The organism is Neochlamydia sp. AcF84 (assembly GCF_011087585.1).
Classification (GTDB): domain Bacteria; phylum Chlamydiota; class Chlamydiia; order Chlamydiales; family Parachlamydiaceae; genus Neochlamydia.
On record NZ_VJOT01000040.1, the window covers coordinates 56,945 to 70,051 of the forward strand.

A 13,107-nucleotide genomic window follows, 5' to 3' on the forward strand; every position below is an offset into this window, starting at 1 on the left:
AGTTATATGGTTACTTATCGCCGCACATTTAATTGTGGCAGCTTACGAAAAGAAAATATTGGGCAGGCGGTTACCTTGGCCGGATGGGTTCATCGTCGCCGGGATCATGGAGGCTTAATATTTATTGATTTGCGTGATCGATTTGGCCTTACCCAGCTGGTTTTTGATCCTGAAAAAAATCCTCAAGCTCATAGGGATAGCGAAAAGCTACGCTCAGAGTATGTTATCGCCATTCAAGGAACAGTTATCCCCCGGCAAGAAGGCATGGCAAATTTAAAGCTTTCCACAGGGGAAATTGAAGTGCAAGTTCTTACAATTGAATTGCTTTCTAAAGCCAAGACACCTCCTTTTTCTATCTGCGATGAACAGATTGAAGTGAATGAGGAATTACGTCTTAAATATCGCTACCTTGATATTCGACGTGGTGAGATCGCCAACAGGCTTGTTAAAAGGCATCAAGCGATGTTAGCGACAAGGCATTATCTGGATGAAAATGGATTCCTTGAAATTTCTACCCCACTTTTAGGAAAATCCACCCCTGAAGGAGCCCGCGATTATTTAGTCCCTTCTCGCATTTACCCTGGGTCCTTCTTTGCTCTTCCTCAGTCTCCGCAGATATTTAAGCAGCTATTAATGGTAGCTGGCATGGATCGTTATTTTCAGATAGCCCCTTGTTTTCGTGATGAAGATCTACGTGCAGATCGCCAGCCAGAGTTTACCCAAATAGACCTAGAAATGAGCTTCGGAACAGCAGAAGATCTCATCCCTCTCATTGAAGGCTTATTAAATAAAATTTTTAAAGCTTGTAATGAAATGGATATTCCTATGGGTTTTCGCCGTCTTTCCCATCAAGAATGCCTGAAACGTTTCGGCACCGATCGTCCAGATATGCGTTTTGGCATGGAACTAGTTGAGCTGCAAGACCTGGCTGCCCAATCGACCTTTGCTGTTTTTCAAGAGCAAATCAACGGTGGAGGCACGGTAAAAGGTTTATGTGTTAAAGGCGGCCAGGATATTTCGCGTAAAAACATCGATGAATATACTGATTTTGTGGGACGTCTAGGAGTAAAAGGGCTCGCTTGGATGAAAATGCAAGAAGGAACATTATCCTCCAGCATTGCCAAGTTTTTCTCTAAGGAGCTGCAGAAAGAACTTATTCAAAGAATGGGCATGGAAAATGGCGATCTTCTTTTCATGATCGCCGATTCTAAATCTCGTACTAACCAAGCATTAGACCATCTAAGGCGACGATTGAGTCGAGACAGAAATTTAATTAAACCCCATCAGCTAGAATTTTTATGGGTGACAGATTTTCCCCTATTTGCTTGGGATGAAGACAACCAACGGTTAGTCAGTGAACATCATCCTTTTACCTCCCCTCATCCAGATGATTTGCCTCTATTAGATACAGATCCATTAGCGGTACGTTCATCAGGCTATGATATTGTGCTTAACGGCTATGAAATTGGAGGAGGCTCTCAGCGCATTCATAATAGTGACTTGCAAAAGAAAATATTTGAGCTTCTCAAATTATCCGCCGAAGAGCTAAAAATTAAATTTGGATTTTTTCTTGAGGCTCTTAGCTATGGAACTCCTCCCCATTTAGGAATCGCTCTAGGATTAGACCGCATTGTTATGATCCTAAGCCAAACAGAAAACATTCGTGATGTGATCGCTTTCCCTAAAACTCAAAAAGCTAGCGATTTAATGCTTGAATGTCCTGCAAACGTTTCCTCTGAGCAATTAAAAGATCTTAAATTAACCATCGAAGAACCTGGATTTTCGTGGACATAATTTAGGTAATTAACCTAACGTGTTGTATATTCAAAAAGAATGGAGGTTTGATCGCGCTATGCTAAATAAAACAAAACTTTTAACTTTGGCCGGTATTAGTACCGCTCTTATACTAGGAACTTTAGTTGCTCATGAAGATACAACGTCTCATTCAGCGAAAAACTCTCTTCCTAATGCCAATAGCCACGCCAGTTCTACTACTGAAGTCGACATGAAAAAGCTATCTGAAGCTTTTGGTCACTTCATCGGCAAAAACTTAAAAAGCCCTGGGGTAGCCTTTGATTTAGATAGCATTATCAAAGGCATGCGTGATGGAGCAGAAGGTAAGGCTGGACCCATGAGCGATCAAGAATATGAAGCTCTTATGTTTAAAGTGCAAGAGCAGGCTTTTGCCAAGTTATCAGAGGATAATTTGAAAGCTGCGGAAGCTTTTATGGCAAAAAATGCTCAAGAAACTAATGTACAAACAATTGTGCCAGGAAAACTGCAATACATAATCCTACAAGAAGGCACTGGCACGGCTGTAGATGAGCATGGAACTCCTAGTATTAACTATACGGCCAAATATATTGATGGAACTGTTTTCGATAGTTCTGAAGCCACAGGAGGACCGGTCACCATTCCCTTAGACCAGACAACCGCAGGTTTTAGCAAAGGAATCAATGGAATGAAGGAAGGCGAAAAACGACGTTTATTTGTCCATCCAGATCTAGGATTTGGTAAAACAGGCCAGCTACCCCCCAATTCAGCTATTATTTTTGAAGTTGAGGTAGTAAAAGCTAAAGGAGATACAAAAAATTTGAAAGATATCCCTGAGGCCACTGAGGAAGAAATGCTTTTACTTGAAGAAAGCGAAGCAACCGACTCAAAAAAATAAATTTATAAAATAAAAAGGCTGCATAGCAGTAAATATGCAGCCTTTTTACATCTTCTACCCTCTATATTTATATCCTGTGAAAGTAGTTCTTTATCAACCCTGCATCCCTCAAAATACTGGCAATATTGTACGCACATGCGCAGTAACTGGCAACGACCTTGTTCTAATTCCCCCCTTGGGGTTTAGTATAAGTGATCGATGGCTCAAAAGATCGGGTTTAGATTATTGGGAAGGCGTCAATGTTCAACTTATTGAAAACCTAGAGGAGCTGCTAGAAAGTTCTTGCCACTCTTTTACTTTTTTCTCTAGTAAGGCCACCCGTTTACATACGGAAGTGAACTATCAAGCTAATGATTATCTTATTTTCGGTTCTGAAACAGCAGGATTACCGCCTATCTTTTTCCAAAAATGGCCAGAGCGCTTTGTACGCATTCCTATGATTGAGGGAGTGCGTTGCTTAAATCTAGCCACTTCCGTAGGAATAGCTGTCTATGAAGCTTGGAGGCAAAATCATTTTAAGCAAGCAAAAGACAAAAAAAATTAATTAGGCTAGAGCGCGAGCCTTTTTGCCTTACAGGGCAAAAGGGCCCCCACTAAAGTGGTCTGCTTTACTCTTTTCTACCTAAACGAATAGATGAGCTACACCTACCCTCTTTTAAAATTTAAAGGCTCACCGTAATAGCCTCTTTAAGATCTTGTTTAGATTTTACTCCTACAAAGCGTTTAATTTCCTTGCCTTCTTTAAAAACGATAAGTGTAGGGATAGAAGTTACACCATATTGAGCTGTAACTTTTTGAGCTTTTTCAATATCTACCTTAGCGATAGTAGCTTGTTCGGCCAGCTCTCCTGCTAATTCTTCAATTATAGGGGCTATCATCTTACAAGGACCACACCAATCAGCAAAGAAATCTACCAAAGTCACGCCTGTTGCTATAGTGGTTCCAAAGTTATCATCATCTAAATGCTTTAAATGTTCTGACATGCAATTCTCCTTAAAATGTATGGCATCTTCAAATGTATCTTATCCTATGCTGTTATTTTTGAGCGAGGTTCAAAAAAAAGATTACAAGAGAATTTTTTTATAAAGCAAGAGCATTAAAAAACTTAAATTTCTTTAATGGATAAAAGCTTTAGCTCTTAAAAGTATAGGTAGCCTTCATAATTAGAAGGTATTGTTCGCTTAGAGCTTTGGACTTGTCTACTTTAAGAGAATGAGGGCTGCTTATCTTAAGGGCTTCTCTTCTACATTTTCTTTTGCTGAGGACAACTTACGGGCTTTTTTGCCAAAAAATTCACAGTAAGCGGGAGTGTTTTTTTTCAAAATGAGAAGTAAATATCATTAAAAATTTTAAGATTTTATTTAATCTTTAAAAGCTTTCTTCGTAAAAAGTTTTCCCTTCTCTTAAAAACACAAAAAAGCCTCTTATCAGGGTGGAGAGATTACTTATCACCTTTGTTATGCATTTTTTTTAATTTTTGATTAAAAACTTCATAAAATTTAAGCATTAACTTTTTTAATGCCTTAGGACTTCACAGCTTAAATGGCAATGAAGGAGTGTATCCTTAAATTTTGCTTAAGTAAAGGCACCTAATCATCCCGCCATCTTATAAAGCTGAAAAAACAGGCTTCTTATGGCTAGCTTAGCTATATAGACAAAGCAGCGAAAGGCTTTTTATGATTTTTAAATTCCTTTAATCCAATCTTTAAATTCAAAAGATATATGTTGAGTTTTACAAAAGCTTTCATTATTATCTTTTCAACCGTTTGGTGGCCATTTTAATGATATCAGAACGTATATTTACGCTTATTCATCTTACTTGTTTCCTACTTTCCTTCACCTTAAGTGCTAATGAGGATAGGTTAATGCCCATAAAAGAAATCCCTTTAATCCTTAATATGGAGAATTTAGAAGATCTTCCCAAAAATTTTCGGATGACTACGCCCTGTTATCTAGCTAAGCACAGCAATCCTTCTCTTCCCTCAGTCGAGGGTCTTCTCAATTTAAATGCTTCGGCAAGCGGACAGTTTTCGGCAAATGGCCTTCTTCAAATTTTAAAGACTATTCCTTATAACCGCATTATGGTTATTGATTTACGTGAAGAATCCCATGGTTTTATCAATGGCATGGCAGTGAGCTGGTATGGCGAGAGAAACTGGCATAATAAAGAAAAAACTTTTGAAGAAATTCAGTGGGATGAAAATGAAAGATTGCAAAAGCTGTTAAGAAATAAGCAGGTGCATCTTCATGACAAATATACTTTTAATCCTTCCTCTACTGTGCATGTTAAAGAAGTTTATACAGAGAATGATTTAATCTGCAAAATGGGAATTCACCATGTACGCCTTCCGTTGACCGATCATGTTAAACCTGGCGATGAGCAAGTCGATCGTTTCATCGAACTTATAAAGGCTTATCATTTGACCCCCGAAAATCCTGGTTACTGGCTCCACTTTCATTGTGCTGCGGGTAGAGGGCGAAGCACAGCCTTGATTGCTATGTACGACATGATCCGCAATGCTTCAAAGGTTTCTTTCAAAGATATCCTTAAACGCCATGCCCTGATTGGAGGCAAAGATTTAACAGTGCCTTTTGAAGTAAACGACTGGAGATACCCTTACCATTTTGAAAGGCTGGAGTTTATGAAAAATTTTTATAAATATTGCCTAGACAATCCTAACCTCGAGCAAAAGTGGTCCTCTTGGATTAGTAAACTAAAATATTAACCCCCTTTTCCTTAATTTTAATATGTCACACTCCCTACCTTATCTTGTCTTAGCCTATTACCATTTTCCCCATTTACCTGATCCACACGCAGAAGTAACCGCCCATAAAAAGTTCTTTGAGGGACGCGATGTCACTTGCCGTATATATATTTCAGAAAATGGAATTAACGGCCAAATGTCAGCCTCTCGGGAAGATGGCCAAGCTTATATGGATTGGATGCATGCTAGGCCAGAATTTAAGGACATGCATTTTAAGCTTCATGAGTACCATGAACACGCTTTTCCGCGCTGTACTGTCAAATATCGCAAGCAACTGGTAGCTGTGGATGAAAGAATAGATTTGAGTAAGCGCGGTGAACATGTCTCCCCTCAACGATGGAAAGAGATGCTGGAAAAAAAAGACGACCATATTCTCATTGATGTAAGGAATGATTATGAGTGGAAAGTTGGCCACTTTGAAGGAGCAGAACTTCCTCCTTGTGAAACCTTTAAAGATTTCAAACATTACGTCGAAGATCTTAAAGAGAAAATAGATCCTCAAAAAACTCCCGTGATGATGTACTGCACCGGAGGAATTCGCTGCGAACTTTATTCTTCCATCCTTATTAAACAAGGTTTTGATAAAGTTTATCAATTAGAAGGAGGCATCATCAATTATGGTTTACAAGAAGGTAGCGATTATTGGTTAGGCAAACTTTTCGTCTTTGATGATCGCTTGACTGTACCTATCAGCAAGGAAGAGACAAAGACTATCGCCACCTGCCATCATTGTAACCAACCTTGTGATACCTATTTAAATTGTGCCAATATGGATTGTAACGATTTATTTATATGTTGTAATGAATGTTCAAAAAAGTATTTAGGGTGTTGCCAAGAGCAGTGTCAACAGGCGGAACGAGTACGTCCTTTTCAAGAAGATAGACCGCATAAACCTTTTAGGAAAAAGCATAAATATATAAATATAGCTTCTAACACTCCCAAATAGGCTTTAAATAAATATAAACGCTTGAAGGCTTGAACTTATTTATATATATTTTATTCATAAGCTAGGAATGAAGGGAAATGCCTAGATTTTCTCTTTATTTTCCAGGCAATATCTAATAAGGCTTAGCATACGCTTTTGCGTTTCTTCTAGTACGACTGTCAAGCCAGGTTTAATACCTTTTTCTGACAGTTCAAAAGCTTTCATGGTATTGCAGATGCGGCCATCTAGGCGTATACCAATGCCCTTAAGGCCTACCATATTGCCCCAATCGCCAAACATCTCTAACGTCATTTCGCAAGCAGTAATCATAAAAATAACTTGTTTCTCAGGATAATGATGGACGATTTCAAAGATTTTTCCTCCTATATAATGAATAGTAGGAATAAATAAAGGGATAATCGTCTCTTTTTTAGAGGCATGGACCGCTTTACCAATAAAACATTGTTGGCAGACAGCATGGGCAGGATCATGAATACATTGATCGGTGAAACGGCCAGATGGGCATTCAAAAGGTTTATGGCAATAAGAAAACCCTAAAACTAGTAAAGTGTTAGGCTGTTTTAACAGCATTTTAAACTGTTCTTCATCCTGAAGGCCATAATAAAAGAAATCGCCTTCTTTTTTATAGGGCTTAGGCTTTAAAATAGATTTTAAAAAGGCCCATCCATATTTTAAAGGATGTTTAAAAAAGCCTCTACGTATAGCACCTTGATGATCTTGGGTAATCATCCACTTTAAGCTTTTCCATTTAAGGTTTTTAGAGGTCTCTTTGGTTATTCCAGGCATAGCAGGCAATTGCTTTAACCTCTTAATAGGATGTTCTTTTGCTGCTTTGCTAGCACGTTCATCCCAAGCCTGTTCAGCCTCGCTCCAGCTTGAATGCTCATTCCACATTTTAAGTTTATTCATAAAACCTGTTATGATTTATCTGTAGAAAAATTTAGTATATCTTTTCTTTATGATATAAACAATTAGTAAAATATTTATGCCAGAAATAGCTTATAGCATTGATAAAGCAGCAGCAGAGAAAGAAGGATTGTTAGCCGTAGCGCTTGTAGAAGTACGCCATGAAGGATTTAACACAGTTCTTCACTCTTTTAACTCCCCTGTAACGACCACCCGCTGGAGCCAATGGGCAACTCTCAAAGATAAAGATCCTCAGCGCATTCTTAGCTTAAGAGATGCTAAGCTAGTGGATGGGTATCTTAAAATTCCCTATACCCAATCCATTCAAGCTCTCAAGCTATTGGCAGCTTCAGGAAAGCTTTTTTATAATGGAAAGAAACTTATCTGCGATTTCTTTACGCCCGTAGAATTTTATTATCGCATTCATGATCAGAGGGCGCATGGAATGCTAAAGTATCTAGACCAAGAGTTTAATCTATCAGCTTGCGATTTTATTTGCCGAGGGTCCAACCATTGGTTCATCAAAGGAAATATTCTTAAGCTTATCCATACGGAGGTTACCTGGAAAGAACTTAAGCAGATTTATTACGAACCTCTTGAGTTTTCTTTAAGCTACTTACTTGAAAGCAGAAGAGCAGCAGATGCAGATGTAGAATCTCTTGCGCGGATTGTCTATACAGACAGTAAACAGGAACAGGATCAGCAGGCTCAGCAACCGTTGCCTCTGCTGATCCTTAAAGATCGCTCTGGGGCTTTTGCAGACCTGTGGATGGATTATGGTGAGGATAAGCAATGGCCCTTTCATGATAAAAATATTAACGCTCACAAGCGCGACGTTGGGGCTGAAAAGAATTGGGAGAAAGATCTTTTAGAGACAGGGTTTATCCAAAAATTAGTCGGCCACTCTCACTACTATTGCCCTCTTGATCAAGTAGCTAAGTCATTAACATTTTTATTAGAGATTGGATGGCATATTAAAGATTACCAGAGAAAAAAAGTTTATCTTTTGACTCACAGCCATTTAGATATTTCTATGAAGGGAAAAGAGATCATCACGCGCGGAACCTTTCATTTTGATACTTACCAAGCTCCTCTTCAAGAAGTAGCAGGAGCTTTTAATAAAAGTGAGCGTTTTGTTCAAATTGGCGAAGAAGCTATAGGCTTACTTCCCGAAAAATGGGAACTTGAAGGAGTTCCTACTCTTTTTAAAGAAGGGGAAATTGTTACGGAAGGTATAAAGCTAAAAAAACATCAAGTAGGAGTTTTAGAGAACTTCTTTCAAGCTTCCTCTCATCTTTCTTTAGATGCAGCGACAAGCAAATTAAAAACTGAGCTGCAAACCTTGGCTGAACTTCCTTCTATAGATCCTAGCCCTTTATTTCAAGGTTCCTTACGTCCTTATCAGCAACAAGGCCTCAACTGGTTAAACTTTTTAAAGCATTATGGCTTTAATGGAATTTTATCCGACGATATGGGCCTAGGCAAAACCGTGCAGGTTTTAGCTTTTTTGTCTCAGTTAGAGCATTTTAAGCCTGTATTGATTGTCATGCCTACCTCCTTGATATTTAATTGGCAACGAGAGATCGAGCGTTTTCTCCCCCACAAAAAGATTATCTTACATCATGGCCCATTAAGAGCACTGACAGAAGAGGATTTAGCTAGTGATACTATTATTTTAACATCCTATGCTACGATGCGCCTTGACCTAGCATTATTAGCTCCTATTGAATTTGCTGCCCTTATCTTAGATGAAGCTCAAGCGATTAAAAACTCCCTTACTCAAGTAGCAAAGGCAGCTTATCAATTACAAGGAGACTTTCGCCTACTCTTAACCGGCACGCCTATCGAAAATCATTTAGGAGAAATATGGTCCCACTTTCATTTCCTCATGCCCGAACTTTTAGGCGAGGAGAAAGACTTTTGTGCTGGTTTAAAAGCAAGCCAATCAGATAGCCGCTACTTACAAAACATCAAGAAAAAAATTCATCCTTTTGTATTACGCCGAAAGAAAGCAGAAGTAGCCAAAGATCTTCCCGCCTGTATTGAACAAACCGTATGGGTAGAGATGACTCCCTCTCAAAGAAAAATTTATGATAGCTATTTAGCAGGAATTAAAAGCCATTTGTTTACCAAAATAAATATGGAGGGATTGTCAAAGCATCGCTTGGAGGTATTTGAAGCTATTTTAAGATTAAGGCAAATCTGCTGTCATCCTCTTTTAATTTCCTCTCAATTAAATGAAGATGAACAGCTAGAATGCACGAGCGGAAAAATGGAGGCTTTTTTGCAGGATGTGAGCAACGCGCTGGCAGAAAAAGATAAAGTATTGATTTACAGCCAATTTACTTCCATGCTGCATCTTATGGCTCGTGAATTTAAAGCAAGGCAGTGGAGCTTTGTTTATTTAGATGGCCTTACTAAAGATCGTGAAAAGGTTGTTAACCAGTTTCAAGAGAATGCCGATATTCCTTTATTTCTTATTAGTTTAAAAGCAGGGGGAACGGGTTTAAATCTAACCCGAGCCGATCATGTCATGATTTTTGATCCGTGGTGGAACGAAGCTGCTGAAAAGCAGGCCATTAACCGAGCTCATCGCATTGGAAGAAACACGCCTGTATTTGCTAAGCGGTATGTGACTATAGAAACTATCGAGGAAAAAATCATGCGCTTAAAAGAGCAAAAAAAGTCAATGATAGAGACTCTTTTTGAAGAAGAAGGATCCTTTGCTCAATTAACCTTACAGGATTTAACTTATCTATTAAATTAAGTAAGGTACTTACTTTGTAACGTTTTCCCTGTGCTGACGCTAGCAAAGCCCTTCTTTACTCCCTAGAATAAGAAAAAGCATTAGCCTTTTTTTTATTTCCTTTTTTTAAAAGCTAAAGTAGCCACCCTCTCTCCTTTAGGTGAATTAATAGGCTCTTTAAGGAGCTAAGCAGGCAAAAAAAGTAGGGAAGTCTATGCATACCTTTAACTTAGGATTCAATTAGGGGCTTAAAGGAGCCTTATCTCCTTTTTCTTTTCCTATGGATTGACCCCTGGATGTAAATCATTTTAAGCCCTTATTTGCTCTTCCCCAGTGAATGAATACCTTTAATGGCATGGCACCGGTTTATAGGCTTTCTTCCCCTTCTTCTCCAACATGCCCGCTTTGATAGATCTCTTGAGCGGTTAGCTTAACCGTCTCCAATCCTCCTTCAAAACCTACTAGACGCATCAGACGATCGACTTCATAAAGTTCTGAATACATTTGATCATTTACGGATTCTAATACGGCAATCTTTTTAATTAATTCTGCTTTAGTCATAACTACCTCCCTCATTAAAGATGTGATATACTTTCCTTAATGCAAAAGGCATGCCATTCGTTTAAAAAGAGAAAAATTTTATTTATCTCTTTCACTTTTAAAGCATTATAAAAATAGCCAGCCAATTTAAAGTCCCTTATTTAAAAAAAGCATTCGTCTTTTTAGCCAATTTCCCCTTTTTAGGGGGTTATTTTCTTAAGATTGTTTTACTTCCCTAATCTTTAAGGGCTAATATTTATAGCTAAATTTATCCACACGAAAACTAAAGAGCAGTTCTTTTAAGCGTTCATGGAATATAAAAGGCTTTTTAGAAAATATGGGTTGCTTGGTACGTACTGCAGGGATCACGTTTGCCAGAAGATCTAACATAAATTTACTTTGCCGATAAAGATTTGCGTTAGAACTAGGTAGAACTTTCTTCCATCTTTTGCCTAGGTTGACTGGCTATCTAGATATACCTTACATACAATGACAGGATTTCTTAAAGATTCTTCGGCGGCATCATGGGCTATAGAAATAGCAAGATCTCTCAAGTAGACACGAAAATGTTTGATCTGCTTTAAAAGTTTGTGGAAAAACTTCCGCAACTTATGAGTGCTAATCCAGCACGGCAGCGCTTGTCATCCTTCTTGTAGACAACACCCCTTAGGGTACCCCCCGTCTAAGCACACTGGCTAATTTGGCCTTTTTCTAGAGGGTGTTTATCTTTAAAAGCAGCTTGCAAGTTAGCATATAGGGTTCCAAGACACCGTGCACCCCTCAAAGATGTATGGTGCTGTTTTGCTGGCCCTTGGCTATTACGGAGCCAATGAGCTTAAGCAATACTGTTTGATCTTTCCCTTAATTTGAGGAATAGTTGATCCTTGATCACTCGCTAAGCAATGAATCTTCTGACCAACTAGCACTTTTAGAGTAACGCCATTTTGATAAGCTCTTCATCCATAAGCAATCACATTTCCTACAACTAGTGCTAGCAAATGTTTGTGGGTGAGGGCCTGAAGCCAACCCGTCATATCTATACACAAAAGCTTTTGGGAAAATTAAAAACTTATCTTGGCCTTAAGCGCTACTCTTAGCCAGCCGTATGAACTAGGCAATTTAGCCGCTAAGATAGTCCCTATATTCAAGCTACCAAATTAAGTTAGAGGCATGTGCTTTGTAAGGCTCTTTTCTCTTTTTAACTTGGAGCAAAGCCCTTCTCTCTATATGACATGAAAAAGCACCAGCCATTGTTTTTATTTCTCTTTTTTTAAAAGCTGAAGTAGTCATCCTTTCTCATTTTGGTGAATTAGCAGGCTCTTTAAGGAGCAGGCAGGTAAAAAGATTAATGTGAAGAGAAGGGCCCATTCTTTTTATATGGCGTTTTTGTAATGACTTAAGAGCTCTTCTCTCTTTTTTATCTTCATTCCCCTCAATCCAGACATATAAACTATCTTGAACTTTCATCTACTACCTTCCTATGGGATAAATATTTTTAATTTCATTCCCCTGGTTTATAGGTTTTCTTCCCCTTCTTCACCAACATGCTCGCTTTGATAGAGTTCTTGGGCAGTTAGCTTAACGGTTTCCAGTCCCCCTTCAAAACCTACAAGACGCATCAGACGATCTACTTCACAGAGTTCAGAATACATTTGATCATTCACTGATTCTAACACGGCAATCTTTTTAATTAATTCTGCTTTAGTCATAACTACCTCCCTCATTAAAGATGTGATATACTTTCCTTAATGCAAAAGGCATGCCATCTATCTAAAAGAAAAAAAATCTTATATCTCTCTCACAGATAATAACTTATAAAAGCGACATTGCTTATAGAGGATATCGCTAGACGCCTAGATTCTCGCAAGTACACTTATTTAGATTCCGTTTTTCTTGGTTTGAGGATGTCTGACCTTAAGGCGAAAATAACTAATATCTTCCATGGGCAGATAAAGTTTATATGTCCTAGACAGTACTTGACCTGACAAACATGAGTTACCTGGCAGGTACTATTTCTGTCAGTTGTAACTTATCTAACATCTTTTCTTGCGCAAGATGTTTTGCATCTAAGAATGTTTGTAATGGCGTCTTGCCAAAACAATACTTTCCTGTATGTGTTCTCTCGTTATTATACTCATTCATCCATTTATCCACATCCTCTTGTAATTCTTCAACATTTTTAAACACTTTCTTCCTAAAAGCTGTGGCATAAAATTCGTTCTGGATGGTCTGATGAAACCTTTCGCAGATTCCATTCGTTTGAGGGTGCCGAGCTTTAGTGCGAGAATGGTCAATGTCTTCAATGGCCAGATAAAGTTCATACTCATGATGCTCTCTTGCTCCACAGTACTCTGTACCACGATCGGTCAATATTCTTAAGACACGAATATCTTGCTCTTCAAACCAGGGAATGACTTGGTCATTCAGCATATCCGCTGCTACCAACGCATTTTTTCTATCGTATAGTTTGACAAAAGCTACCTTAGAATAGGTATCGATCACTGTCTGTTGATAAATGCGTCCCACACCTTTA

At 38.5% G+C, this 13,107-nt stretch carries 12 protein-coding genes; 6 read left to right on the forward strand and 6 right to left on the reverse strand.

What is annotated here, in order from left to right:
- The first annotated feature begins 6 nt into the window (after positions 1 to 6).
- From aspS to NEOC84_RS04005, 3 genes are all read left to right on the forward strand, one after another.
- Positions 7 to 1,794 (forward strand): aspartate--tRNA ligase, encoded by a 1,788-nt coding sequence (gene aspS / locus NEOC84_RS03995; RefSeq protein ID WP_166155517.1) that lies wholly within the window; start codon positions 7 to 9, stop codon positions 1,792 to 1,794.
- Positions 1,795 to 1,813: 19 nt separating this feature from the next.
- Positions 1,814 to 2,671, forward strand: coding sequence for an FKBP-type peptidyl-prolyl cis-trans isomerase (locus NEOC84_RS04000; RefSeq protein ID WP_166155520.1), 858 nt, complete (start codon positions 1,814 to 1,816; stop codon positions 2,669 to 2,671).
- 76 nt (positions 2,672 to 2,747) lie between these two features.
- The gene (locus NEOC84_RS04005) at positions 2,748 to 3,215 is read left to right on the forward strand and encodes a tRNA (cytidine(34)-2'-O)-methyltransferase (RefSeq protein WP_166155553.1); all 468 of its coding nucleotides are present in this window, start codon (positions 2,748 to 2,750) and stop codon (positions 3,213 to 3,215) included.
- A gap of 118 nt (positions 3,216 to 3,333) precedes the next feature.
- On the opposite strand, the gene trxA is transcribed toward NEOC84_RS04005, so the two are convergent.
- Positions 3,334 to 3,654 (reverse strand): thioredoxin, encoded by a 321-nt coding sequence (gene trxA, locus NEOC84_RS04010; protein WP_166155523.1) that lies wholly within the window; start codon positions 3,652 to 3,654, stop codon positions 3,334 to 3,336.
- 882 nt (positions 3,655 to 4,536) lie between these two features.
- On the opposite strand from trxA, the gene NEOC84_RS04015 reads away from it, so the two are divergent.
- Both NEOC84_RS04015 and NEOC84_RS04020 read left to right on the forward strand, forming a co-directional pair.
- Positions 4,537 to 5,397 (forward strand): hypothetical protein, encoded by an 861-nt coding sequence (locus NEOC84_RS04015; RefSeq protein WP_166155526.1) that lies wholly within the window; start codon positions 4,537 to 4,539, stop codon positions 5,395 to 5,397.
- A 22-nt stretch (positions 5,398 to 5,419) separates the two neighbouring features.
- A complete protein-coding gene (locus tag NEOC84_RS04020) occupies positions 5,420 to 6,382 on the forward strand; it encodes a rhodanese-related sulfurtransferase (protein ID WP_166155529.1) in 963 nt (320 codons plus the stop codon).
- A gap of 81 nt (positions 6,383 to 6,463) precedes the next feature.
- Here the strand turns inward: NEOC84_RS04020 and NEOC84_RS04025 are convergent, their stop codons facing one another.
- The gene (locus NEOC84_RS04025; RefSeq protein ID WP_166155532.1) at positions 6,464 to 7,291 is read right to left on the reverse strand and encodes a hypothetical protein; all 828 of its coding nucleotides are present in this window, start codon (positions 7,289 to 7,291) and stop codon (positions 6,464 to 6,466) included.
- Between the two features lie 76 nt (positions 7,292 to 7,367).
- On the opposite strand from NEOC84_RS04025, the gene NEOC84_RS04030 reads away from it, so the two are divergent.
- Positions 7,368 to 10,055 carry a DEAD/DEAH box helicase gene (locus NEOC84_RS04030; protein WP_166155535.1) on the forward strand — a complete coding sequence of 896 codons (2,688 nt, stop codon included), beginning with the start codon at positions 7,368 to 7,370 and terminating at the stop codon, positions 10,053 to 10,055.
- A 345-nt stretch (positions 10,056 to 10,400) separates the two neighbouring features.
- On the opposite strand, the gene NEOC84_RS04035 is transcribed toward NEOC84_RS04030, so the two are convergent.
- The 4 genes from NEOC84_RS04035 to NEOC84_RS04050 all read right to left on the reverse strand — a co-directional run.
- The gene (locus NEOC84_RS04035) at positions 10,401 to 10,595 is read right to left on the reverse strand and encodes a hypothetical protein (RefSeq protein WP_166155538.1); all 195 of its coding nucleotides are present in this window, start codon (positions 10,593 to 10,595) and stop codon (positions 10,401 to 10,403) included.
- 1,275 nt (positions 10,596 to 11,870) lie between these two features.
- The gene (locus tag NEOC84_RS04040) at positions 11,871 to 12,041 is read right to left on the reverse strand and encodes a hypothetical protein (RefSeq protein ID WP_166155541.1); all 171 of its coding nucleotides are present in this window, start codon (positions 12,039 to 12,041) and stop codon (positions 11,871 to 11,873) included.
- 47 nt (positions 12,042 to 12,088) lie between these two features.
- Positions 12,089 to 12,283 carry a hypothetical protein gene (locus tag NEOC84_RS04045; protein WP_242678184.1) on the reverse strand — a complete coding sequence of 65 codons (195 nt, stop codon included), beginning with the start codon at positions 12,281 to 12,283 and terminating at the stop codon, positions 12,089 to 12,091.
- A 286-nt stretch (positions 12,284 to 12,569) separates the two neighbouring features.
- Positions 12,570 to 13,107: integrase core domain-containing protein (locus NEOC84_RS04050; protein ID WP_166154362.1), on the reverse strand; the 538-nt coding region annotated here is incomplete at its 5' end.